Annotated in this window: 23 protein-coding genes; 5 read left to right on the top strand and 18 right to left on the bottom strand. The window is 60.8% G+C overall.

Annotated features, from left to right (window positions below):
* Positions 1 to 237 precede the first annotated feature (237 nt).
* The 10 genes from K3F49_RS34195 to K3F49_RS34150 form a co-directional block, all read right to left on the bottom strand.
* The gene (locus K3F49_RS34195) at positions 238 to 507 is read right to left on the bottom strand and encodes a hypothetical protein (protein WP_234685259.1); all 270 of its coding nucleotides are present in this window, start codon (positions 505 to 507) and stop codon (positions 238 to 240) included.
* A 36-nt stretch (positions 508 to 543) separates the two neighbouring features.
* Complete coding sequence (locus tag K3F49_RS34190; protein WP_234685258.1) at positions 544 to 903, bottom strand: DUF3024 domain-containing protein; 360 nt, start codon at positions 901 to 903, stop codon at positions 544 to 546.
* Positions 904 to 1,147: 244 nt separating this feature from the next.
* Positions 1,148 to 1,468 (bottom strand): nitrogen fixation protein NifZ, encoded by a 321-nt coding sequence (locus K3F49_RS34185; protein ID WP_234685257.1) that lies wholly within the window; start codon positions 1,466 to 1,468, stop codon positions 1,148 to 1,150.
* A 133-nt stretch (positions 1,469 to 1,601) separates the two neighbouring features.
* A complete protein-coding gene (locus K3F49_RS34180; protein WP_234685256.1) occupies positions 1,602 to 1,826 on the bottom strand; it encodes a 4Fe-4S binding protein in 225 nt (74 codons plus the stop codon).
* Between the two features lie 12 nt (positions 1,827 to 1,838).
* Entirely contained in the window at positions 1,839 to 3,335 is a 1,497-nt protein-coding gene (gene nifB / locus K3F49_RS34175; protein WP_234685282.1) for a nitrogenase cofactor biosynthesis protein NifB, read from the bottom strand.
* Positions 3,336 to 3,710: 375 nt separating this feature from the next.
* Positions 3,711 to 4,574 carry an SIR2 family NAD-dependent protein deacylase gene (locus K3F49_RS34170; protein WP_234685255.1) on the bottom strand — a complete coding sequence of 288 codons (864 nt, stop codon included), beginning with the start codon at positions 4,572 to 4,574 and terminating at the stop codon, positions 3,711 to 3,713.
* Positions 4,571 to 4,795 carry a putative nitrogen fixation protein NifT gene (nifT, locus tag K3F49_RS34165; RefSeq protein WP_027545445.1) on the bottom strand — a complete coding sequence of 75 codons (225 nt, stop codon included), beginning with the start codon at positions 4,793 to 4,795 and terminating at the stop codon, positions 4,571 to 4,573. The genes K3F49_RS34170 and nifT overlap by 4 nt, the downstream gene beginning before the upstream one ends.
* Before the next feature lie 4 nt (positions 4,796 to 4,799).
* On the bottom strand, positions 4,800 to 5,993 hold the full coding sequence (nifS, locus tag K3F49_RS34160) for a cysteine desulfurase NifS (RefSeq protein ID WP_276575441.1): 1,194 nt from the start codon (positions 5,991 to 5,993) through the stop codon (positions 4,800 to 4,802).
* A complete protein-coding gene (locus tag K3F49_RS34155; RefSeq protein ID WP_234685254.1) occupies positions 5,990 to 6,280 on the bottom strand; it encodes a NifU family protein in 291 nt (96 codons plus the stop codon). The genes nifS and K3F49_RS34155 overlap by 4 nt, the downstream gene beginning before the upstream one ends.
* A 17-nt stretch (positions 6,281 to 6,297) precedes the next feature.
* Positions 6,298 to 6,612, bottom strand: coding sequence for a HesB/IscA family protein (locus K3F49_RS34150; RefSeq protein ID WP_234685253.1), 315 nt, complete (start codon positions 6,610 to 6,612; stop codon positions 6,298 to 6,300).
* A gap of 279 nt (positions 6,613 to 6,891) precedes the next feature.
* Between K3F49_RS34150 and K3F49_RS34145 the strand changes: the two genes are divergently transcribed.
* From K3F49_RS34145 to hemN, 3 genes are all read left to right on the top strand, one after another.
* Positions 6,892 to 7,482: a hypothetical protein gene (locus tag K3F49_RS34145; protein WP_234685252.1), complete on the top strand. Its 591-nt coding sequence runs from the start codon at positions 6,892 to 6,894 to the stop codon at positions 7,480 to 7,482.
* A gap of 602 nt (positions 7,483 to 8,084) precedes the next feature.
* The gene (locus K3F49_RS34140; protein WP_234685251.1) at positions 8,085 to 8,957 is read left to right on the top strand and encodes a xanthine dehydrogenase; all 873 of its coding nucleotides are present in this window, start codon (positions 8,085 to 8,087) and stop codon (positions 8,955 to 8,957) included.
* A 103-nt stretch (positions 8,958 to 9,060) separates the two neighbouring features.
* Entirely contained in the window at positions 9,061 to 10,395 is a 1,335-nt protein-coding gene (gene hemN / locus K3F49_RS34135) for an oxygen-independent coproporphyrinogen III oxidase (protein WP_234685250.1), read from the top strand.
* A gap of 548 nt (positions 10,396 to 10,943) precedes the next feature.
* Here the strand turns inward: hemN and K3F49_RS34130 are convergent.
* On the bottom strand, positions 10,944 to 12,746 hold the full coding sequence (locus tag K3F49_RS34130; RefSeq protein WP_234685249.1) for an ABC transporter ATP-binding protein: 1,803 nt from the start codon (positions 12,744 to 12,746) through the stop codon (positions 10,944 to 10,946).
* Between the two features lie 2,305 nt (positions 12,747 to 15,051).
* Here K3F49_RS34130 and K3F49_RS34125 point away from each other — a divergent pair.
* Positions 15,052 to 15,969, top strand: a complete 918-nt coding sequence (locus K3F49_RS34125) for a TauD/TfdA dioxygenase family protein (RefSeq protein WP_234685248.1) — start codon at positions 15,052 to 15,054, stop codon at positions 15,967 to 15,969.
* A gap of 177 nt (positions 15,970 to 16,146) precedes the next feature.
* Positions 16,147 to 17,835, top strand: a complete 1,689-nt coding sequence (locus K3F49_RS34120) for a carbohydrate porin (RefSeq protein WP_234685247.1) — start codon at positions 16,147 to 16,149, stop codon at positions 17,833 to 17,835.
* 490 nt (positions 17,836 to 18,325) lie between these two features.
* On the opposite strand, the gene fdxB is transcribed toward K3F49_RS34120, so the two are convergent.
* From fdxB to nifK, 7 genes are all read right to left on the bottom strand, one after another.
* The gene (fdxB, locus tag K3F49_RS34115) at positions 18,326 to 18,625 is read right to left on the bottom strand and encodes a ferredoxin III, nif-specific (protein WP_234685246.1); all 300 of its coding nucleotides are present in this window, start codon (positions 18,623 to 18,625) and stop codon (positions 18,326 to 18,328) included.
* Positions 18,626 to 18,637: 12 nt separating this feature from the next.
* On the bottom strand, positions 18,638 to 18,838 hold the full coding sequence (locus K3F49_RS34110) for a CCE_0567 family metalloprotein (RefSeq protein ID WP_234685245.1): 201 nt from the start codon (positions 18,836 to 18,838) through the stop codon (positions 18,638 to 18,640).
* Between the two features lie 9 nt (positions 18,839 to 18,847).
* Positions 18,848 to 19,318, bottom strand: coding sequence for a NifX-associated nitrogen fixation protein (locus K3F49_RS34105; RefSeq protein ID WP_234685244.1), 471 nt, complete (start codon positions 19,316 to 19,318; stop codon positions 18,848 to 18,850).
* 7 nt (positions 19,319 to 19,325) lie between these two features.
* Positions 19,326 to 19,721 (bottom strand): nitrogen fixation protein NifX, encoded by a 396-nt coding sequence (nifX, locus tag K3F49_RS34100; RefSeq protein WP_234685243.1) that lies wholly within the window; start codon positions 19,719 to 19,721, stop codon positions 19,326 to 19,328.
* On the bottom strand, positions 19,718 to 21,124 hold the full coding sequence (gene nifN / locus K3F49_RS34095; protein ID WP_234685242.1) for a nitrogenase iron-molybdenum cofactor biosynthesis protein NifN: 1,407 nt from the start codon (positions 21,122 to 21,124) through the stop codon (positions 19,718 to 19,720). Before nifN ends, nifX begins: the two co-directional genes overlap by 4 nt.
* 9 nt (positions 21,125 to 21,133) lie before the next feature.
* On the bottom strand, positions 21,134 to 22,798 hold the full coding sequence (gene nifE / locus K3F49_RS34090; protein WP_234685241.1) for a nitrogenase iron-molybdenum cofactor biosynthesis protein NifE: 1,665 nt from the start codon (positions 22,796 to 22,798) through the stop codon (positions 21,134 to 21,136).
* Positions 22,799 to 22,893: 95 nt separating this feature from the next.
* Positions 22,894 to 24,450: a nitrogenase molybdenum-iron protein subunit beta gene (gene nifK, locus K3F49_RS34085; protein ID WP_234685240.1), complete on the bottom strand. Its 1,557-nt coding sequence runs from the start codon at positions 24,448 to 24,450 to the stop codon at positions 22,894 to 22,896.
* Positions 24,451 to 24,482 lie beyond the last annotated feature (32 nt).

Here is a 24,482-nt window from a genome sequence, read left to right as displayed (position 1 = left end):
GGATCGGCTGCCTTCGATCAAGTTCCAGAGGTTCCTCGCAGAGAACTGCGCGCATGCCCATGTTGAGGGACGCGCCAGTCATCGTTTCCACGAATTCGATCCTCATCGGTGCGAAAGCGGCAGCGCACCCCGACATCGGCGATCTTTTCCACGTCCCGGAAATCGTCACGGCGGCAACGGGATGCGCTATGACCGCACCCGCGAAAGGGCCGTGAACGTCTGCGAATGCAACCCCAGTCACCCCGAAGGGTCCCTTGCCGCCAAAACAATGCCAATCGCCAGCAGCGGATCGGCTGTGATCTGGACGCAGTGTTCGGACCGGTCGATCAAGTGCAGGTCATAATGCGGAAAGCTGCGAAAGGGCGGCTCGGTGACATCAGACGCATCGCATCGCACCAGGGCGAGATGGGGAAAGCGGCGCCGCAGCTCGGTCAAGGGGCTCGCGCGGCCTTCTGCCGCCGTGATCACTTGTTCAAGTTCGATCAGTTCGTTTTCGTCCAGTGCCATGACCGACTTTATCGTTTGTGTGCGGAAACAGTAGCGTTACCGCCAGAACACCCGGTCGAGATCGGCATTCAGCTCATCTGTCGCTGCGCTCAGCCGCTGATGGACGCTGTGGAATTGCCAAATTCCTCGCGCATGGTCTTTCCAAAACATCTTCCACAGTCCGCACACGGCGTCATGATGGATCAACGCGACATCGATCACGCCGCCATCCTTGTCAATGTCGCGTGAGCAGCAGGGGCTCTCGATAAGATATCCCCCCTTAACCGGCTTCACACTGGGTGAGACATAACGATAGCGTCTGCGGGAGCCCAATGCGCATTCGATCCGCTTGCGATCGACCTCGTTCGGGTGAGCCTTGAGGCCGACGACTGCCCTTTTCATGACCGCAGCATTCATTGTGAAATCCCCCTTAAAGCCGCGTTCTTTGCGCTTCAGGACAGCCGACCGGCCGCCCGGCAAAACTGTAGAAATTAGTTCCCTCTGTTCGCCTGCGTGTGCGCTCAAGCGTACGATCTCGCCGATGCGGCCCAGTGCCCACCAAAGGGCCGTCAAGCGCGCCCAGGCGCAAAACAAGCCGCCGTTGATGGCGTCGCCGACGGATTTGAGCCGCGGGCGTCGGATGTCGAATGAAGGAGCGCGATCATGATGGCGGTGCTTCCGGCAGCGGTTGATTGTCGAGCTTGGTGCGTGCGTCCACCGAATCAAGTTCCTTGCATTTCATTCCGACGCGGTTGCCGGTTTCAAGAAACTCGACACCGTAGACGTAGAATTGCTGCAGGAACGTCCCGATGGAAACGACGTAACCGACCTCGCCTTTCTTGGCCAGGATGTCCCCGATCTCCTTGCCGGCGTAAGTCCCGTCATTGCGAACGGTGCGATTGGCCTTCACCTTTTCACCAAGGTTGAAGACCGGCGGTCCATCCAGCTCTATGACGTCACTGTCGCGGACGATGTTGCTCATGCATCACTCCGTCGTGAACTTGATCGGGCCGCATTCTGCGAGCTCGCTGGCCGCCGTGGCCGCGATTGCCGGGATGAAGCCGGCGATTCTCTGCAGCTACTGTCAACGTGAACTCCATAACGCTTACGCTCGTTCAGGCCGGCGGCTGGTATCGCGGCAATGAGGTGTCGATGACGCAGGTCTTGTCGACCGGACAGACCGCAACACATTGCGCCTCCTCGAAGTGACCGATGCATTCGGTACATTTTTTCGGGTCAATCACGAACGTTCCGCCCTTCTCGAAGATTGCCACGTTGGGACATTCGGTCTCGCATGCGGAGCAGCCCGTGCATTGCGAAGAAATGATCTTGAACGGCATCCGATGTCCTCTTCACGCCACCGACATCATCGGGTCCTGCCGGATCGCTCCGTCACCCCTGTCGACATGCTGGATCTCGCCGCTCTTCACCTTCTTGAGATAAGAGCTGAACCATGCGATCGCGGACGTCTCGATGAACTCGTGCGCGTATTGATCGACCGGCTCGATGCCAGCCTTGTGGAGCTCGCCCCTCGGCCGACCACCGATCCTGGCGACGAACACGGCATGGCAGTCATTGATGGAGCGGATGATGGCCGCAAGGTCATCCGGCGCGCCATGGCCGCCTTGGCAGTAGTGACCGACGCGGCGGTGATCGACGAATTTTGCGCCGGATTGCGATACTTCATACACCTGGAACTCCTTGGCATGCCCAAAATGCTCATTGACGAGCCCAGCGCCCTTGGTTGCGACCGCGATCAGCACTTTGATGTCGCTTGTCCCGCCTGCATGCTCCCCCACGTCCTCCTGCCTTGGCATTATCCTGGCGCGGCGCTCCGCCTCGATTCCAGCCTGGTTGGCCTTGCGCGCCTCAGAGTCATAGTTGACGGTCATGGTCACAATCTTCTCCTTCGTAAACTCCGCGCTTCGATCCTCGCCGAGCAGTCCGACCGCGTCGGCGCGGCATTGGCGGCAATGACGCATCATGTTCATCTCGCCTTCGCATGCGTCCTGCAGTGCCTTCAATTCGCTTGTCCTCGGCACGCGCCGGCCCTTGAGACCGAACATGGTGCCGTGCTCGGGGGCTGCGATCAGCGGCATGATGTTGTGCAGGAACGCGCCGCGCGACTTCACGGCTTTGTTGACCTCAACCAGGTGCCGCTCGTTGATGCCCGGGATCATGACTGAATTGACCTTGCAAAGAATGCCTCGCGCGGAGAGCATTTCGAGACCACTGAGCTGACGGCTGGTCAGGATTTTCGCCGCCTCAACCCCGCTGTATCGCTTGTGGTTATAGAAGATCCACGGATAGATCTGGGCGCCGATCTCGGGATCGAGCATATTGATTGTGATGGTGACGTGCTCGATGTTCAGCCGGGCGATGGCGTCGACGTGATCGGGCAAGGCGAGCCCGTTGGTCGATAGACACAGTTTGATATCGGGCGCGGCTTTGGCCACGAGCTCGAAAGTCCTGAAGGTCTTGTCTGGGTTGGCCAGGGGATCGCCGGGACCGGCAATGCCAAGCACGGTCATCTGCGGAATGCGGGAGGCGACCGCGAGCACCTTTTTGGCCGCCTGCTCGGGGGTGAGCTTCTCGCTGGTCACACCCGGGCGGGATTCATTGGCGCAGTCATATTTGCGATTGCAGTAGTTGCACTGCATGTTGCAAGCTGGCGCGACCGCAACGTGCATGCGCGCGTAGTGGTGATGCGCCTCTACGCTGTAGCAGGGGTGCGTCTTCACCTTGTCCCAGATCGCCGGCGGCAAATCGCCTTGGCCCCCGTGTGCCCCGCAGCTCGCTTTACCGTGGCGAACCGAGATGCCGCAGCTCTTAGGCTCGGCGGCCAGCATGGTCCCGCCGCCTTCTCGTGCATTTTTAGCGCTGCTGCCGCGCTCCACTGCGTCCATATCCAGTTCTTTCTCCTAGCCAAACAGGCTTCTCGGAGCCACTCCTGAGCGAGCCCCTGAACTTGGGTTAGCAACTCGCATGCCATCGCGGCAGCGACGGATTTTCTTATCTTCGCCAATCAGTTAGACAGAGCGATCTGCCCTGTTGCGCAGCCGACAGCAAGCATGCGGCGTGTTGGAAATCCGACAGACGTTGGGATGCAGGGAGCGATTGCCGCGCCTGTCAACCAACGCGCTCCCGCTCAGCGGCACCGGCACTGTGATCGGACGACCGCCACGGTTGGACCGAGGTGGGCGGGCTTCGCTTTGCCAGCGCCTCTAATTGGCCAGCAAGATCTCCACGGCGCGCGGGATCGCAATCGCGAGCGGGGTCAAGCGCTGGTCGAGCAGGAATCTCAGCTCGTTGCGCGAGAGGGCATCGGGTTCGACAAGTGCGTAGTGAACGTCTGCCGAGCGCTTCGTGATCTGCCGCGCAAAAATGCGTAGCAGCTGATCGTCGAACCGACAGCCGATGAAAAGAAAGCTCCGTCCAAGCCGCCGCTGCTTGACGATCTCCGGAATGGGCGTCTGGATATCGATCTCGGTCAGGACCTCGACATAATCGGCGTCGGAGATCAGGAAGTTTCTTGCCGGCAGCACGCCGCCATGCGGCTTGTAGAGGACCGTGGTCCAGGCGCCGGCGGCCAGGGACTCGACCTCTACGCCATCGGCATCATAGAAACGGTACCAGCGAACCTCGCCGATGCCGGCGCGGGTAATCCCTTGCACTTCGCCCCATCCCTCACGCTTGCCAAGCGATGCGCGCATCGCGCCATCATACCAGGTATCGACGATCATCGGTAAGCGTAACGCAGCAAGATGACGATGCAGGGTTGTCGGCTCGACCGGCGCGGCGAACGCCTGAGCCATCAATCCCGTCACCGTAGACCGATGCTTGTTGCTCTCGATATGCTGTGCTGCAGCCCAGGCATTGCCGCGGGCCCGGCGCGGCAGCGCGACCTTGGTGCCGAAGAAGATCGCCAGCGCATCAGGTGTCACTGGCACGTCAGGCTTGGACAACTCGGCGAGCCCGGGCCCGAGATAGGGAACAATGCTGCCGGCATGCAGTCTGGCCGCAACGTTGGCGAGCAGCGCCTCTGCATCCGTCCCTTCGAGACAGTTGATTTGCGGCATTGCGCTCATCGTTCATCGCCGTCCCCGCCAATCCTTTTGGCATTGACCGTGATCGGCAGCGGCGTATCGCTCGCCATCTCGGGCAGGTCGAGCACCCATCCATTCGTTAATCTGATCCAACCGCCCCACAGTGTCTCGTGCTCGGATTCGACAATCCGCTCTTCAAGATCCTTCTTGGGCACATAAATCGACAGGCCTGCCTCGGGAGAGCGGCGGATCATGACTTTCATGAGATCAACTCCAGGAATTACGGATTGCTAGCGGGGCGAGCTCTCGGGACATGCCACGCAGACGGACCAGGATGTCGGACAGCGCACGCACGACCTGGTCGATCTCTTCAGCGGTGGTTTCATGGGACAGCGAAAAGCGTACCGCGCCGGGCAGGCTGCTCGCCGGCACATGCATGGCGCGCAGCACATGCGATGGCTCCATCGCGCCTGAGCTACAAGCCGACCCGAGCGACGCGGCAATGCCGGCGCGATTGAGGTGATGGACGATCGCTTCCCCTTCGAGGCCCTCGAAGGCGATATTGATTGTGTTCGGCAGCCGGTTACAGTGGTCGCCAAGGGCCGTGCAGTGACCGTTCTGCAAGATCGACTGCTCCAGACGATCGCGCAGCGCAGCAACACGAACGCGCGCTCGGTCGAGCCGCTCTGCAGCAAGCTCTGCCGCTTTTCCGAGACCGACGATGCCGGGGATGTTCTCGGTTCCGCCGCGGCGCCGGCGTTCTTGTCCTCCGCCCCGGATCAGCGGCCTGAATGTCGTGCCTTTGCGTAAGTAAAGCGCGCCGATCCCCTTGGGTCCATGCAGCTTGTGCCCGGACAGCGACAGCATGTCGATAACGCTGGCCTTCAGGTCAATGGGTACCCTGCCGACCGCCTGCACGGCATCGGTATGAAACTGCGCGCCGGAGGCGCGCGCCCATCCGGCCAGACGTTCCACCGGGAAGATGGTGCCGGTCTCGTTGTTGGCCCACATCACCGATGCAATCGCCGTACGTGGTCCAAGCGCCGACCGAAAAGCCTCAAGGTCGAGCCGGCCGCGCGAATCCACCGCGATCAGATGAACCTTGGCCCCGCTTTGGGCCACCTGTTCGACCAGCGCCAGGATCGCCTGATGCTCGACCGAGGTGGTGACGATCTCGTCCCGGCCCTCCTGCGTCGCCAGCGCTGAGAGAATGGCGGCATTGTTGGATTCCGTCCCGCCGGAAGTAAAGACGATCTCGTCATCATGGGCAGCCCCTACTAGCGCCTGCACGCTGCGGCGTGCCTGCCGCATCGCGCCCGCGACCTGCCTGCCAAAGGCATGGGCTGAGGAGGCATTGCCGAACCGCTCGGCGAAAAACGGCAACATGGCCTGCACGACCGACGGATCCGTTCGGGTCGTCGCATTGTTGTCGAGATAAATAGCCACTGAAACCCTGCTCAATATGGCGCCGTAGGCGCGCCGGCAACCGGGATCAGGCGAACGAATTCGCCGAGCTTTTCGATCAGCCGCGCCTGAATGCCCTCCAGCGTCGCAGCTGACAGCTTGCAGAGCACGCAGGCCCCCGTCAGCCTGACCAAGATCTTGGTCCCGTCGATCGCAACCAGCTGACAGTCACCACCATCGCGTTTCAGATTGGGGCGGACCTCCTCGAGGACGGCGCGAATCACTTGCTCCCGGTCCATCTCGGCGGCCGTCGTTTGCTTCAGTTGCTTGGATTCGGCCAGCATGCTTGCGACCTCGTTCATCAGCTGAAGGATTTACCGCACGAGCAGCCCGCGTTGGCGTTCGGGTTGTCGAAGGTGAATCCGGAGCCCTCCTGCGCCAGCACGAAATCGATGGTGGTGCCAGCGAGATATTTGTGGCTGTCGTTGTCCACGAACAACTTGACCCCGTCGCGCTCGATCACCTTATCGTCCGACGTCGTCTCATTGGCCAAGCCCATGATGTATTTGAACCCGGCACAGCCGCCGGACTCGACCGTAATGCGCAAGCCGCTTGCTCCCGATGTTGAAATCACGCCCCTGACCGCATTCAGTGCGCTATCTGTCAAATTGATCATGGTTCACCCTTTCACTTGCATGGCTCGGCTGACTGCAAGTTGGCAATTCGCATGCCAGCGCACACGCGCCTGATAAGGCTTCCGTTTTTCAACTCTCGCCTGTTGGCTTTGCGACTCGTGTCGGCTTCCCGACGCGGCTATTTCGGGATTTAAGCGCGCTTGCGCGTTTCTTCAGGCGTTTACACAGATGAAATGCGGTGCATGGGTCGGCAAGCAATTTGCATTTCCGTGCTGCGCCGGTCGAGGGCCGGCGATGAGCTTAGATCGAGGACGATTTTCATGACTGCAATCGAGAACACCGCGCTCGGCCGGCTGGACAAGGAGGGGCGACTTCTCAATGCCGTTCTTAAGGGCGAGACGACCAGGCCGGGCCGATTCGGTTTTCGTGGCGATATCGCGTTGAAGTTCCAGGCCCAGCTCGCGGACGAGAAGCGGCCGCCGGATTATTCAATCGAGCAGGTCCTGACGGTCGCGCAGGAGGGCGAAAGCACAATCCCGGTGCTGGCCGGTTATCTGCATTCATTGGCCTATCTGACCGACGTCAGCAGCGTTCTGGACGGCGCGCTGAGACCCGACGGGCGCTACTTCATGTTTTGCAACAATATAGATCTGTTGGCGAAATACCGGACCAAGGTCGGCGACATCACCTTCCACATCCTCCCGTGCGATGAATCGACCGTCTGGAAAGAGATGATGGACCTGGCCGGGCTCGATAAGAACGACTTCAAGAAATTCGATGCGGGCGGCAAGCTGGACTACCTGCTCGACGCAGCCACGGCTCTCGATGCCTCCTATGAGGAGATCCCTTACGAAGACGGGCTGAAGCGGATGGGGCCCGTGAAAAACCGCAACCAGAACCGCCCGGTTTGAGCGCTGACTTTGGATCTCGTCGAAGCGGCCTCCTCGACAGGTCGCGCCGTCAGCAGATGTCGCGGTCCATTTCCATCAAAGTGATGAGCGCGAGCCGCTCGCGTTGCGACGCGATCAACGCGGCGGCCGCGCGACGCGCGAAGCCGATCCGCGGCGACTCGATCGGACAGATGCCGGTGCGGCCAGGAACCTCTTGCGTTGGAACTAAAATTGACGGCGATCCCATCCTTGCGGTGGAACGAACAGAGTCCCCAGCACCCTACAGGGGCAACCAATGGCCCGCGGCTGTCATCCTCGTCAACGATCGCGAGATGAAACCCACGGGGCTAGCGCACTGAACGCTTTCGGACCCAGAACCGACGTGGATGTTCCTGGCTTTCTGCGCGATGTGGGTTTCCAAACAGGTTTGCGACTCTGCAACAAGCCGTTCGTTGCTTTGGGACAGAACTCATGTTGAACGGTCCTGCGATCGTTCGCGGCAAGAGCGCAAAGGCATCTGTCAATTGGCGCGGCTCTTGCTCAGGTGTTCGACGCAATCATCCAGCGCAACTGCTTTGTCGGCAGCGTTTGCAGACGCGAGGACACTTCGATTTGAGGCCTGAATGTCTTTAGAAACTGATCATCAGGATCGACTGTTCGCGATCATCCTCGGCACCAATGAGATTGCGTCTGCGATCGCCGTCCATCTTGCGCGCGGCGGAACTTGCGTGGTGCTGTCGCATGATCCCGATCCGCCCGTGATTCGGCGCAGGATGGCGTTCCATGACGCGCTGTTCGCCGGGACGGCACAGGTCGAAGATATTGTGGGTGAACGCCTCGACGACGCCATGCAGGTGCTCAGGGCGATCCGCGGGGACGCTAGCCGACGAAGACGGGTCATCGTCTCCCGTCTCGGTCTTGTCGACCTCCTTCCGATCCGCCGCATTGATGTGCTGATCGACGCGCGTCTGCAGAAGCGCCAGATCAGGCCCGACCTGCGGCGGCTCGCGGGACTGACCATAGGTCTGGGCCCAGGCTTCTCCAAGAGCTCGAATTGCGATGTCGCGATCGAAACCCGGCCCGGCAGGATCGGCCTGGTCCAGCGAGACGGCTGGACGGATGCGGCTGACGGAATTGCGAGCCGGCTCGGTGATCTCGGCGCCGAACGTTTTGCTTATTCCAGCCTTGTTGGCACCTGGCGAACGTCAGTCGAAATTGGAACGCATGTCGAGAAGGATCTCGTGCTCGGCCATCTTTCCGGCGCGCCCGTCATGGCGCCGCGCGATGGCGTCTTGCGCGGCATCATCCGTGACGGGACTGAGGTTCCTTCCGGCGTCAAGCTGATCGAGATCGACCCGCGCGGCGTACTGGCGCAATGGACCGGTATCGACGACCGCGGCCGGGCAATCGCCAACGCGACGCTAAGTGCGGTCCTTCGAGGTGCGGCGCAGCGGTTCGGCCTGGTCGTTCAACCGGAGATGTCGGGACACGCGTGACGCGGCGCCGCACCAGCCGCTTGGAGCGCGTCACTTTGCCTTTTGGACAGTGTCGACAACCCGCCCCGCAGCGGGCGGGCCGAGCCAGCATGGGACAGTAACGTTGCAGACCTCAATCCTCAAAAGGCATTACGATGCCCGCCTGCCTTGGTACACCATCTATCCAACAGTGCCGGAGTTCTCGGCAGCGGTCGGCCCCAAGGATTGTGAGGAATGGCTGAGGCGCCTGCCGACCGATGACGCCGTGTCGCTCTATATCCACGTTCCATTCTGCCGGTCGATCTGCTGGTATTGCGGCTTTCCGAGGAGCAGCACTGGCCGGGATGCGCCGATCCTCGACTATCTGGCGGTCCTGCATGAGGAAACCCGTCTGGTCGCGGCGCAAGCGCCGCCTGCGCTGCCCGTGAGCGACGTGCATTTCGGCGGCGGAACCCCGACCCTCATCCCGCCATCCGAGTTCCCGGCCCTGATGGACGTCCTGCGCCGCCGCTTCACCTTCAGGGAAGGGGCTGCGGTCGCCGTCGAGATCGACCCGCGCACCTTCACGGTCGAAATGGCCGAAACTCTCGGAGCCGCCGGCGTCAACCGCGCAAGCCTGGGTGTGCAGAGCTTCGATCCCGTCGTTCAAAAGGCCATCAACCGGATCCAGAGTGAAGCGGAGACGGCGGGTGCCATCGAAAATCTTCGCGGGAATGGAATAACCCGCATCAACTTCGACCTGATCTATGGTCTGCCAAATCAGACAGTGCAGTCCTGCGTCCGGACCGCGGAGACGGTGGTGGCGATGCGCCCCGACCGCCTTGCTGTGTCCGGTTACGCGCATGTTCCCTCCTACAAGAAAAATCAGCGTCTGATCGATGAGGCCCTGCTGCCGGACACGGTTGCCCGTGCCGAACAGGCTGCGGCGGTGGGCGACACGCTGGTTGCTGCCGGGTACCGCCAAATCGGGCTGGACCATTTCGCCTTGCCGGACGACGAACTCGCGCTGGCGCAGAAGACCGGTCGCTTGCGACGTAACTCGTTGGGGTACTCGGCTGATACGTGTCAAACCGTTATCGGCCTCGGTGCCTCGGCCATCGGCCGTGTCGGCCACGGCTATGTCCTGAACGAGGTTGCAACGGGTTCCTACACGCGGCACATCCGCGCTGGCCGTCTGGCGACGTCAAAGGGCTATCCTCTCTGCAACGAAGACCGCGTCCGGGCCGCGATCATCGAGCGGCTGATGTGCGACCTGGAGGCTGATGTTCCGGCAATCTGTGCGGCCTTTGATTTTGATCCGGTTCCCCTGCTCGATTCGGCTGAACGCTTGCCGATGCTTGCCGAGGACGGGGTCGTGGACATCGAAAGCGGCATGATCCGCGTGAGGCAGGAACACCGCTTCTTGCTCCGCACTGTCGCTGCCGCATTCGACGCTTATCTGGACCGCTCACCCTATTAATCCATTGCGGACGACGTTTGTGGAAGGCAACCACAACCGGCAAGCGCCGGCCGTGATGGGTTGCCTGATGCAAGTGGGCTGCCTTGAAATTCGGCTGTGTCATCAATCCGGCGAGACCAGCGATCACCGCCCCGAGCTCTGGCGGCTGGACTTCGCCTTGCTCCCGCTCGCGCGTTCGCGAGTGACTTACACGCGCCGCGCTGACGCCAAAACGCTCCGTCACCTCCCGACCTGAAACACCGCTCCAAATATAGACAAGCACCCGTTCGCGAAGCACCATCGACAGCAGTTTCGCCATCCCCGCAGGTTTCCATCCCGGCGACGAGCTTTCATCATCAAACCGCCGATCTGGACATCCCCAGCACCTCAGCCAGATGGACTAACGCTCACAACCAGCGCGAAAGCTGTCCCCTCTGGCGAGATGCGCGAGCTGCGCGAAGCTCAATTTGAAGACAATCCCAACAGCATCGCGGCGTTTGAGGTTCCGCTGAGCAAACCAGCGACCTCGTCTCAAACGACCGAGATCTCAAATGCAATGATGCCGACGGCTAGCCTGCCGCCGAAATATGGCCGAAGTCGGTGACCTGCCTCTCGAACAGCCCGCGATAGATGCCGCCGGGCCGCTTGGTCAGGGCAACATGTGTGCCCTGCTCGACGATACCGCCACGATCGAATACCAAAATGCGGTCGAGGCCGCGCACCGTCGACAGGCGGTGTGCGATCACGATCGAGGTGCGCCCCTTCATCAGCCGCTCCATCGCCTGCTGGATCAGCGCCTCCGATTCCGAATCCAGGCTCGAGGTTGCCTCGTCCAGGATCAGCACCGGTGCGTCCGCCAGGAAGGCGCGCGCCAGCGCCACGCGCTGCCGTTCGCCGCCCGAGAGCTTGACGCCGCGCTCGCCAACCAGCGTGCCGTAGCCCCTCGGCAGCCGCAGGATGAAGTCGTGCGCGTTTGCGAACCGCGCTGCCTGCTCGATCGCCTCCCGGCTGGCCCCCGGCCGGCCATAGGCGATGTTCTCGGTAAGCGAGCGGTGGAACAGGATCGGATCCTGCTGCACGATCGCGATCTGGCTGCGCAGCGATTGCTGCGTGGCCAGCGCGATGTCCTGGCCGTCGATCAGAACGCGACCATCGGAGACGTCGTAGAGCCGCTGCACCAGCTTGACGAAGGTTGTCTTGCCAGCGCCGGAGCGGCCGACGAGACCGACCCGCTCGCCGGCGCGGATCGTCACCGACAGCCCGTCGTAGAGCGGCGCGATATGGCCGCCATAGTGGAACGTGACGTCGTCGAACACGATCTCGCCGCGCTCGATCGCGATCGGCCGCGCGCCAGCAGCATCGGCGATGCCAATCGGCTCGTCATGGATCGCCACTAGCTCGTCCATGTCGTTGACCGAGCGCTGGAGGTTGTTGATGTGCATGCCGACATCACGCAAATAGGCGTGGATGACGTAGTAGCTGGTCAGCACATAGGTGACGTCGCCTGGCGTGGCGTTCCCCGCCATCCACAGCAGCACCGAGCCGCCGATCACCGAGCCGCGCAGGCACAACAGCAGCAACAGCTGCGACAGGGCGGCGCAATTGTGGCGCAGCCAGGTCCGCCGCACCCGCACGCTCCAGCGGTTGATGACGCGGGCGAGCCGCGTATCCTCGCGCGCTTCGGCGCCGAAGGATTTCACCACGGCGTTGCAGGTCAGCGCGTCCGCCAGCGTGCCGCCGACCTTGGTGTCCCAGGCGTTGGAGACGCGCGCGGCCGGCGCGATGTAGCGCGTCGAGAACAGCACCGTCATCGTGACATAGGCGAGCGCACCGAGCGCGACCACGAGGCCGAGCGAAGCCCAATGCACGCCGAGCAGGATTGTCGATCCGATCAGCACCAGCACTGAAGGCGCCAGCGCCGTCAGGATGGTATGGTTCAACAGGTCGAGCGCCCACATGCCGCGGGTGATCTTGCGCACCGTGGAGCCCGCAAAGGAGTTGGCGTGCCAATCGGTCGAGAAGCGCTGCACGCGGGTGAACGCATCCTGCGCCACGTCAGACATGGTCTTCAGCGTGAACGGCACGATCACCTGCAGGCCGATCAGTCGCAGCACCATCGACGCTGCGCCCAGCGCAACGATGGCGCCGAATGCGACCAATGTCGCATGGCGCGCGTCTGGATCGGACGGGCCGCGCGTCAGCCCATCGATCAGGTGCCCCGAGAACACCGGCATGAAAAGATCGGCGAGGGTCGCACCTAGTAGGCCGCCGGCCACGATAAGGGTACGCCCTGGCTGCTTCAGCCAATGCCGGAACACGAAGGGCAACACGACCCGCATCGCGGTAGGAGGTTTATCAGCTGGAGCGGTCATAGCGCAATCTGGCCATTCTCACCGCGCAAGCCGGCTCTATCTGAATTACCCGCAGCGTCGCAAAGGCGCGACGGATCACCGCTGGTCGGCCCGCCCCCTCGGCCGAGCGAGACGCTCGACGCCAACAGCCCAAGTTGGCCGGACCTGGAAGCCTGGCATTCTGAGACGACCGGGAACGCCCCGCCTCTTCCACCATACGTCTTCGGCCTTTTCTCCTCCATAGCATCCCGCTCGCGAGAAGACTTCTCCTTTGAGGGATCGCAGTCATCGGAAAGCATGGCGTCGCGCACCTGCCCCGCGGCAGCGACCAAACGTCCATCATGGCTTTCCGTGAGAAAGAAGAGATAGCACTTGGAGTACCCCTTGTCGTTGCAGACGACCAGTCGACATGTCCATCAGGCTCGTTCGCGCGCACAGACATCAATTGCATTCCGATTTCCTCGACGCATGACATGCGCAGCGCCATGCCCCCACGATTGCCATGTGTGTGCCGAAACCATCAATTGCTAAGGTTAGTAGTTGACCGGCGCGCAGGGCGTTCCTGCGGGCGCACGTAACGCGGTTGTTACAAGCTCTGAGTGAGCACATCTTAGCGTCCGAACCCTGAGCATCCTGATTGGCCCGGAGTCGGCGGTGGCGAATTGCGGACAGTCGTCTCATCGATCAAGCGTCGGAGGACGCTGAGAGCCATCGGAACGCCTCTTGTCTGAGGGTTAAGCCTGAAAGTCATAACCCCTCTCAGACAAGAGGTGGCCGTGCAAATTCTCCTCGCATGTCGCAAAAGTCAGTCTCGCCTCGGTTACCGCAAGGTACGCTGCAGGGCTGCTGACGGAGGGCTTGTGAGGCGTTGCGACACCCCGCCCACCCTTTTTGGATTCGCCGGTCAAGCACCACATTGCCTTCGGCAAGCGATTTGCATTGCGTATCGCGCCACCGAAATGACAGGCACGCGTCTAGCTTGAGGTAGTATTCACATGATGACGGTCAAGAACATCGCGGCGACACCGTTAGAGCACGGAGCGCTCGGCCAAACGCCCCATCCGAACGCGGAACCACAAGGCCAAGCGCTTCGAGGCGCACGGCAGGTGACGATCGACTGTAGGTCGCGAACGAGACGCCTCCGCCGAAGTGCTCGGTCAAGCAAACACCGACCATCGAGACGGAGGCCCCGTTTGCGATGCTGGGGCGCTCTCTTCTCACTCATCCGTTCGATCTGCGCCTGTCATGGGAGCCCATTCATCTCCTTCATCCCATACGACATACGACTCATAACCTAGACATGCATTGTCAGGCGGCCGGCTAAATCGCCGCCCGTCCTCAGCTACTCTCTCGGTTTCAAGCACAGAAAGCCGTTGAACTCCCAAGCCGCTTGCAACTTCCAGCTTTGCGAGCCTTTCATGGTAGCGAGCTTGGATCGGTCTAGACTGGCGGAGGTAACCAGATTGACCGATTCCAGGAAGGCCCGCACGGGGGCTCCGCCGTGCGGGCCTTTTATGCTCAGGTGTGGCCGGCGTCATTCGTGAGCGGCGGTATGGGCCACGACGCCCAATAGAAATCACATCGCAATTCGATTTCGCTCACACAAGCGGCCGGTTGCGGCGGTCCACGACCGGTTTGTCGCAAGTCGCGTCCGTGACGTTCCAAACCGTCGTAACTTTGGCTGGTGTTGAACATCATCCAACGCAGGGGCCAGAAGAACATTCGGACCGTCAAGAGCTGGATCTGCCGTTCTTTTGCGGCGTCTCCATGATCCCACTCACCGCCGCATGGATTTGACCTTCTCGCCCACGAATAGCACGCGATCGGGAAACAACCCGGCGTCGGCAATGCGTGCGCGGGCACCCGCGCCACACGCGCGCAATGAAGCCTTAGTCGCTACGAATGGCGCGCTGTATCGCCGCTTGCGCCAATGGCACATCGTCAAACACCTGCGGCCACGCAATACAACGAGATCATCAGCTCTTCTACTGCCCCGCCTGCTGAGTCGTGGCCATGGGGATACAAAGAACCTGACGGCAGCATTCCCTCGTCGATCCCGCATGAACGTGGATAGGCCTGGGTCTCGGTCAACTACCAATCTTCGCAATTGTTCGAGGTGACCGGGCGTGTCAAACGACCGGAAAATGAGACGTCGTGCAGGTCAATCGTGGTCTCGTTGATATCGCGTTAAACCCGCGGCAACGGGTCCATTCGCAGCGGCACCTGATAACGCTGCATGTGCCGTCCGATTCTGCGACTTACTCATTCGCGTCCCAGCCCGAAAGGTTCGTTTTGCGAACAGATGCGTTTTCAGGAGAATGACAGCATGACCAAGTTATCCTCGATCGACAGTATCATTCCGCAAGCCGATATCGCAAAGCGCGCGGCGCGGATCGGCGCTGAAATCAGGAACATCAAGCTGTCGGGCGATTTGCCGGCGGAGACGATTACCGCGATCAACAGCCTGCTGCTCGAGCACAAGGTTCTCTTCTTTCGCGATCAGGGCCATCTCGACAACGCAGAGCAGGAGCGCGTTGCCCTTCGTTTCGGAACGCTTATGGCGTATCCGATACTCGCTGTCGTCGAGGGAACGGTATCGATGATCGAGATTGATTCCGCGCGCCCCCCTCGCCGAGCCGACCTCTGGCACAGCGACGGGACCTTCTTCGAGGCTTATCCTAAAATCGCGGTCCTGCGAGGCGTTGTGATCCCACAATTTGGCGGCGATACGATCTGGTCAAACACCGCGACCGCCTATCTGGACCTCTCCGCGCCGCTGCAACGGCTTGCCGACGAACTCTGGGCGGTTCACAGCAATGCGTTCGACTACTCCGTCATGGCCAACAGCGAGGCCGACAAAAAGCATCTCGACGAGGTGTTCGCCAGGACGGTCTATGAGACCGAGCATCCCGTCGTGCGTGTCCATCCCGAAACCGGAGAACGCGCGCTGGTGCTCGGCGATGTGGTGCAACGCTTGGTTGGCATCCCGAAATATGACGGCCAGAGGCTATTCACCCTTTTCCAGTCCCATATCACCGCGCCCGAAAACACCGTGCGGTGGAGTTGGAAGGTGGGCGATGTGGCGATCTGGGACAACCGCGCCACGCAACATTATGCGGTCAGGGATTACGGCGACCAGCGTCGTGTCGTTCGCCGTGCCACCGTCGCTGGCGAGGTGCCCGTCAGCACCGATGGTCGATTGAGCTCGATGCGCATAATGGCCGCCAAGGAGCCGCCCGCGTAGGTCGCTTAAGGCTCCTCAGAGACGTCAAAGATCCCGCCGACGCAGTCTCTTCCGCTCGTTTGCTCTTACGGCATCCACGAGCATGGTCCGCTGTCGGCATTGAACAATGTCCAGTCCCGGCGCCTTTGAGCGATGATACCTCCTCCGACCGCGATCTCCCCTTGCTCATGGACGTCCATGACACGCTTACTGATGCAGCTGCTTCCGGACGTTGCGAGTAAGCTCCAGGCCGAACTGGTCGGCGCCCAATCTATCAAGGCTAGCAGCAAGGAGGGGAAACTCACGTCGCATGCGGGCGTGGCTATGTCGGTTCGAACTCGCTCGACAGCGGCTCGGGTCTTCGGCGCTCGATCTACTCTGACGCAAACCGGGCTTGCCATCGCCGTATCCTTTGCGGCGGGTCTCGTCTGCAGTCCGGCGTTGGCGGGAGCTGAGAAAGCATCAGACACCACGAACGAGACGCCGGATGAGGCTCCTGGACCAACAATTCAAAAGCAGAGCGGCGCGGCCGTCACTGTCCGACGCCGTCAGCTCAAGCGAACAGCGCCTCTCGCCGCCCGCTCGGCGCTGGCACAAGCGACCAATGCCCCCGACTCGAGGCACGATCGTCCAGACAAAGTTGCTGAGACCAAGCCCCCAGAGAAGATCGACCCGTTCGCGAAGTTCGATAACCTGCGTGAAAAAGGCATTTGGCTCAATATACCCGGGCCTGCGGATACGATCGATCAGGACAAGGGTGGGGTGAGATCTGCGCTGGCGGATCTCGGGATCGGCTATGTGGGCTGGACGCAAAACAGCTTGATCGACAACCGACTGCCGCATGCTTCCAAAAGCACCATCTTCAATCAGCGCTATATTGGCGAGAGTCCGACATTCGGTACGGTCAATTTCATGATCGTGACCTACGATCTCGGCCGATTTGGAATTCCCGATGGTCAGATCACCGTAGGAGCCGAGCAACAATATTGGACCTGGAAGCCCGCCGGGCCCGATAGAGTGGGGATCAATACAATTGCCTATTACCAGACGTTTTTCGACAGGACGCTCGAACTCAAGATGGGTTACCTCAGAAATCATGACGAGTTCTTGGGAATGAATCCATTTGGGCCGACGCCGATCATCTTGTCCCAAGTTGGAATGAGCAACAATTCCGCGCCGACGCCGGCTCTCAACGTGAAGTACAATTTTGACGATCGCCTCTACACCAAGTTTTCGATCCAGCGCTCGGTCAGTCCGGATGGCCAATTGGCGCACATAACCGAAAATCCCACTGGCTTGGGCTGGCGCACGGCCAACGCCGGCATTCTATTGCTCGATGAAGCTGGATATAAAAACAAGGCGGCTCAGGGATCGCCCGAGACCTGGCTGCGGGCCGGAATCGGTTTCAATGACAGTCGCTATCCGCACTTGGCGTATCCGCTCCAATCGAGAGCCAACGCGAACAGCGCCTACTACGTGGCCGCGGACCGGCAGTTTTGGCAAGCCGATCCACAAGGTTCGCCAGCTCGGGGTATCTATGGTGGGTTCTCCGCAATGTACGCTCCGTCTGACGTCAACAAGGCCAGCCGCTATCTCGAGCTTCGTCTTTATGCGAAAGGACTATTTAGCAGCCGGCCCCGTGATCAGATTGCCATTGCTGCCACCAATATCGCTTGGAGCCACTTTGCAGTCGATGCGGCCCTGGCTCAAGGCGATCTCGTCCATCGCGATAGCACGGCAATCTGGGGAAGATATACAGCGCGGCTGGCGCCCGGGGTTCATGCAACCCTGGGCCTGCTATACATCAATCATCCGACAACCATGACATACACACGCCAAACCGGACATGCCCTGAACGTCTTGGTATCGACATCAGTATTCTTCTAAATCCGTTGCTGGATTCTGCCGCGAGTACCGCGCCGGAAGCAGCCGCCGAGTTCTAAGCGCGAGCTGCGCAAGAACCCTGCCGCCGCCCGGCCACCGCGAGGTTCAGTCGAACATCGGGGGGATCCGCTGCTCTATGAGGCGAGACGGGGACCGCGGCGGCAATGCAGTTCACGCCGCGCGCGGAGACAATCTCCATTGTCCCATTCGCTGAGCAAGCCCCTCGCTGAGGTAAGTCCTTGCCGGTCTTTTTCGTCCGCCCATTGATCACCGCAACTGAAGTGAGCGCACCTTTACGGACCGGACTTCATCATCAGGACAGAGGATAAGGGCATGTTCGTGTGTTCGGATACTCATTGACGCGGCCCAGCTATTGTCCGCGGCCGGCGGCTCGTTGCGCCACGAACACGCTGGTGAAGTTGCGGCCGCCGGAATTCTCTCAACCACACCTTCGCACCAAGTCTCCTTCCTGCACAGACGACGGAGGCGGCCGTCAAGCCCTTTCTGCCGCGGCGGGCACGTGAGTCTGGCAGTTGGCCGGACAGACCCGGGCGCAGGCGCCGCAGCCAATACAGGCGCCCTCATCATCCATCACCATGATCTTTTTCTCGATCTCATCGTCTTCGTCGCTGCCAAGGTCGACAAGATCGCCCTCCTCGTTGATGCCCTTCAATGTCATAACCTTTCGGCCACAGACCTTGAAGCAGCGGCCGCATCCGATGCATTTCCCAGAGTCGATCGATGCGAGATAATTGGGTATCCAGTCGCGGCCGTCGCGCGTTGCAAATGACATGCTTGTATACCCTTACGCCTTGTCCTGCGCCTTGAGAGCCTCGCGTTTTTTCTCAAGTTCGGTAAACGCCTCATGCGCTCTTTGCGCCACCGCCATGATCGAGTTCCAGTTGAGCGGCAGGTCCTCTGACAGGTCGTGCAGATCCATCTTGGCCTGCGTCGCCTTGGCCGACAGCTTCTTGATGTCTGCCTTCAGCATTTCAAGTTCGCTCATGTCCCGCCCTCAATAGTTCGCCGCGTCTGGGAATTTCCGGATCATGCCGATCCCGTCCGCGACATACTTTTCGCCCTCGGCGGCGAGCTTCGTAAGACCGTCGAACCCGAAGCGATGCACATCGCGCAGCTGCTTATTGACGACGATCAGGCGGCCTGCGATCAGCACCATGCGGCCAAAGCCTTCATGATGCATCTTCAGCATCGGCTGGACCATCACGCCGGTCGCCTTCTCGATCGAGAGCGCGACCGCATTGAAGAACAACTCCAGGCGCCACACCGTGTCCGGATCGGGATCACCCACGATCGGCAGCGCGTGCCGCTTCTCCTTGTCCAAGATATAGGGTTCGAGCAAGTCGAGATCGCTCTTGCCCTCCCACGTCCCATGGCTGTCCTCAGCACGCCAGATCGTGACCAGCTGCTTGAGGAACGGCGCATCAAGCGCATTGCCGGTTTGCCCCACTTCTGCGACCTCAGACATGTGATCCTCATTCCTCGAAATCAAGCGTCCGCTCCTTGGCTTTGGCCAGGGCCTTGCGGATCCAGGGGGGCGGCGTTCCCCTCAGCATCCTTTGGAGCTTTTGCAGCAGCTCCAGGATGTTCTCGGGTTTGTCCACTTTGATGGGGTGGATTTTATTCGCCACCACCCGCGCCGCACCGGAGCCGCCAATGGCAACGACATAGAGGATGGCGCAATCCCTGATCGCCTCGATCTTGGGCGCGAGCTTATCCTCGTTGCCGTTTTCCGAAAGATCGCCGTCGAACTGCACCGCCCTCAGAAAGACGTGCCCGTCCGGCCCGACGTCATAGATGACAATGTTCTTGGCCCAGCCGAAATGCGCATCGACGCGGCTCAAATCCTGGGTAGCGAATGCGACTTTCATGCAATCGAACTCTCTGTTGCGTCGACGAAGCTGCGGCCGGAAGACCCGAGAGGCGACATCGAGGTCCGCCAGCTATCGGGCTGAGGCTGATGATTTTCCTCGCGGTCGGCGATGAGGAGATTGGCGATATGGAAGATCAGATCGCGCGTGCCGCGATAGCCAACGGAGAGCTGGTGGCCTGCGCCAATTCGGTCGAACATCGGAAATCCCGCGCGATGAAACGGGATCTTCAGCCGTGCCGCGGCTTGGCGGCCGTGCGAATGCGTGATCAGCAGATCGCAATTCCCTCTCCGAGCTCGCTCTTCCAGATCCTCGAGATCGCCGATCAGGACCTCCTTGGTCCTGACCCGCTCCAGCACGGGCGAGGGCGTGGTCGTCACGGCCGCCGTGACCTGCGCGCCCATGTCGTGCAGCATGCTGGACAGGTCGAACAGGAGATCAGGCTCTGCACCGATCGCGAGCTTACGGCCGCCGATATGGAAATGGGCATCCAGCATCGCATCGGCGAGCTGCCCGCGCTGGCGCCGGTATTTGGTTGGCACGGGGCGGCCGGAGATCTCGCTCAAGAACGCGATGAATTCATCGTTGGGGATGAGGCCACACAATCGCTCAAACAGGCGAAACGGCACGCCGGTCCTGGTCTGCATGGCTTCTGCCGCCCGCCGCATCTGCGCACCGATGGCAATGGTCCAGCCGGACTGGCCCATGCTGGCGATTTCCTCAATGCCGATGCCGCCGATGGTCGTCGACTTAAACTCGTCAGGGATATGCCCGTCCAGCGATCCCGCCAAGTCAGGCAGGAAGCTTGGCTTTAGCCCGAAATCCTCCAGAATCGTCCTGACCTCATCGAGGTCGGCGGGCGTCAGGTGACATCCGGGTAGGACATTCACCCGCGCCGGATCGCGCTCTGCCTCGCTGGTCGGCGCTCTTACCAGCGCCTCGACCATGCGCGCTACTGCCTTTTCCCAGCCGTCCTGAAATGCATCCTTGAAATCGGGCGTCGAGACATGGACCAGAGGAAAATTGGCGAGTTGCGGATGCGTCTTGCGGATCAGCTTGATGTAACCGTCGATATCGTCGCCATTCGTTTCCGTCACCCCGGTCGAGCAGATCCCGATGATCTCCGGCTTGGTTCGATGGTGGATGTTGAGGATGGCCTGCTCGATATTTTCATACCCGCCGAGCACGGTTGTCACCTCGCTCATCGCGGTAGTCTGCAGCGGGACCGCCTCCTTGAAATGCCGCACGAACAGCGTGAGCCCAAAGGATGTGCAGCCTTGCGAGCCGTGGAGAACCGGCATCGCTCCGCGCAGGCCCATGAACGCTAAGGCGCCGCCGATGGGCTGGCTCATCTTCAGCGGGTTGATCGTGCAGGCCTTGCTCGGCGTGCTGACGATAGCCATGGCACCATCCTATTCCGCGGCCTGCCGCATGGCAGGCGGCTCGGAGACCGACATCGCCCTCAGGATGTCCTGGATGCGGCGCCTGCAGCATCCCCCGTATGCGTCGGTGTGCTCTCTGACAGCCTCGACGCTGGTCAGACCGTGAAAGCGGATTGCATCCTCGATCGTACCGCGATCGACTGTGTTGCAGAGACAGACCCTTTTTGCGCGGCGGCTTGGCTCCAAAAGCGCAGGGGTCTCGGCGGCCTGCCCGTCCGTCCGCGCAAGGGCCATGGGGTGGCCATCCCTGGCGGTATCGTCCCATGGGGCCGGCCGGCGCAGCTGCTCCCACATCGGGTTGTACAGCGCCTTATCGATCTCCTCGACCAGCTTAACGATCCCCAAATAGCCCATATAGGCATGAGAGCGCTCCTGGTTGATGTCGAGCCAGGGCATCGCCGCCTTCAGCGCGACGAATTGCGACTTGCCGCCGGAGAGCATGATGTCCGCTTTTGCGCCCTTCAACATCTTGTACATGTCGCGTGGCGCCATGTCGTCGATCATGTGGACGTCCTGCCCCATCCGCTGCTTGATGCGCTCCTTGTCTTCGTCCGTGGATTTTTTGACGCTGGTGCCGACCAGCTCAAGGCCGGCCTCCTGCAACGCGGCCGGCACGGACCAGGATTTCACGCCCCCCGTGATGAGAAGGGCCCTCTTCCCGGCCAAGCGGGGCCTGTAGGATCCGATTTCCGCCCACGCACGTGCCTCCTCCCGCGCTATCACCGCCTCGGTACGGCCAATCAGATCTGCCGGGGCCCCGCGCTCGACCAAAACGCGTGCAAGGTTGCGCAGTGCATTGCTGGAGTCCTGGATGCCGTAGAACGAGCCTTCGAAGAACGGGATGCCGTAGCGCTCTTGCATTTTGCGCGCGACATTGATCATCGACTTCGAACACACCAGCATGGCGGCGCGCGCCCGATGCGATGAGGCAACTTCACGATATTTCCCATCTCCGGAAATGCAGGACAGGATGCGGATGCCGAGTTCGTCAAACAGCGGCTTGACCTGCCACAATTCGCCCGACAGGTTGTATTCGCCGATCAGGTTGATGTCGCACGGCGTGGTGTGGTCCGGCTCTTCGGTGCCGATGACATGATCAAGCAACGCTTGCCCGGCCAGCTTGTTGCCGAGGTTTTTCGAACCCACGAAGCCGGGCGAATTGACCGGAATCACGGGCTTACCGAATTTCTGAGAAGCCGCCTTGCAGACGGCATGGATGTCGTCGCCGATCATGGCCGGAATGCAGGTCTGATAGACAAAGATCGCCGCCGGATTGTATTTCTCCAAGATCTCCCTGATCGCCTTGTAAAGACGCTTCTCGCCGCCGAACACGATGTCGGTTTCGTTCATGTCAGTGGTGAAACCGGTGCGCCAGATGCTGGCACCGGACGAAGCTGAACCGCGGTTGTCCCAGGAATTGCCCTCACAAGCGATCGGGCCGTGCACCAGATGGGCCACATCGGTGAAGGGCTGCAGCGCGATCTTGGCGCCGTCGAAGGCGCACCCGCCCGCCGCGCTGCCCGGCTTAGGTTGCTTGGTGCAGCCCTTTTTGCGATCAGCCTCCGACTTGTCGGCATTCTTGGCGCAGCCCGGCTCGTTGAAGACATCCAGGATTCTGGCCGAAAGCGAACTCATCGGTTTCTCCTCTCAATCGCGATTATGTGAGATCGGCCATCGCGCGCTAAGCCACCGCCGATGTTTGCCGGCGATGACTCAAGCGTCTTTCGTCATCAACGAATGATGTCAAAGCTATAGTCGGTGCCTGCCACGCTGGTCTTCCTGTCGATCTCGTCGAAGATCTTGTCGAGGATCTTCACCAAAACGTTCATGCCGCCTTGATAGCCCCACACCGGAGAGCGGTGATGGTGATGCCGATCAAAAATGGGGAAACCGATGCGGATCAGCGGGGTGCCGGTATCGCGCTCCAGATATTTGCCATGCGTGTTGCCGATCAGGAAGTCGACCGGCTCCGTGAAGAGCAGCGAGCGCATGTGCCAGAGGTCTCGCCCTGGATAGGCATGGCAGTTCTGGCCGAACGGCGAGCTCGCAAACAAGGCCTGCATTTTATCGTGCCAGGCCTTGTTCCCATTCGTGGACAGCACATGGACCGGTTCGGCGCCCAATTCGAGCAGGAAGTCAGTCAGCCCATAACATAGGTCTGGGTCGCCGTAGATCGCAAATTTTTTGCCATGGATATGCGCGCTGGAGTCGGCCATCGCGTCGACCAGGCGGCCGCGCTCTCGCGCCAGGGCCTCGGGGATGTCCTTGCCGCTGATGCGCGATAACGCCATGAGCAGCTCGTCGGTCGCGGAGACGCCGACCGGATGGTTGAAAGCCAGGACCTCCTGGCCATGGCCGGCGATGAACGCAAGCGTCTTTTCCGTGCACCATTGCTGCGCAGATATCGTCGCCTTGGCGTGAACCGCCTTCGCGGCGTCTTCCAGCGTGGTACCGCCGTCATACATCCTGAACTCGCCGTCGGTCGGCGTATCGAACACATCGGAATTGTCGGCGAGGATGGTGTACTGGACGTCCATCAGGTCGAAGATGCGCTTGATTTCACGGGTATTGCCAACAGTGTAGCCGTCAAAGCCGCCGATAAAGTTGATCTTCGCGTTGGGGGTGCGCTCGAGCTTCGGTGCTGTCCCGGCTTTTCCGTCCCAGAAATGCTCGAGGATACCCTTCAGCGCATTGTCATAGCCGGTGATGTGGCTGCCGACGAAGGCGGGCGTGTGCGCGAACGGCACGTCGAAATGCTCTGGGACAGACCCTCTCTCCTTGGAGGTCTTGATAAAGGCGTTGAGGTCGTCCCCGATCACCTCCGCCATACAGGTCGTGGAGACCGCGATCATCTTGGGCTTGTACATGTTATAGCTGTTGGCGAGCCCATCGGCCATGTTGTTCAGGCCGCCGAAGACTGCAGCATCTTCCGTCATCGACGAGGAGACGCAGGAACTCGGCTCCTTGAAGTGCCGCGACAGATGGCTGCGGTAATAAGCGACGCAGCCCTGGGAACCGTGAACGAAGGGCAGCGTGCCTTCGAATCCAACGGAGGCGAAGACCGCACCGAGCGGCTGGCAAGCCTTGGCCGGGTTTATCGTCAGCGCTTCCCGCGCAAAGTTCTTTTCGCGGTATTCGGGCGTCTTCGACCATTCCCTGATGCGTTCGACCTCCGCGGGATCTCGAGCATTCTCGAACATCTTCTTCTTGTTCGCCAGCATCTGCTGGTATTCCGGACCGCGGAACAGCTCGACATGATCGAGCACGTGTTCTGCATTCTGCGCCATTTCGTGGGAATCCTCTTGAAAATCGTGGTCAA

The organism is Bradyrhizobium monzae, assembly GCF_021458635.1.
Taxonomy (GTDB): domain Bacteria; phylum Pseudomonadota; class Alphaproteobacteria; order Rhizobiales; family Xanthobacteraceae; genus Bradyrhizobium.
The sequence above is the reverse complement of the archived record's forward strand: the minus strand, read 5'-3'. Positions and strand labels throughout refer to the sequence as shown.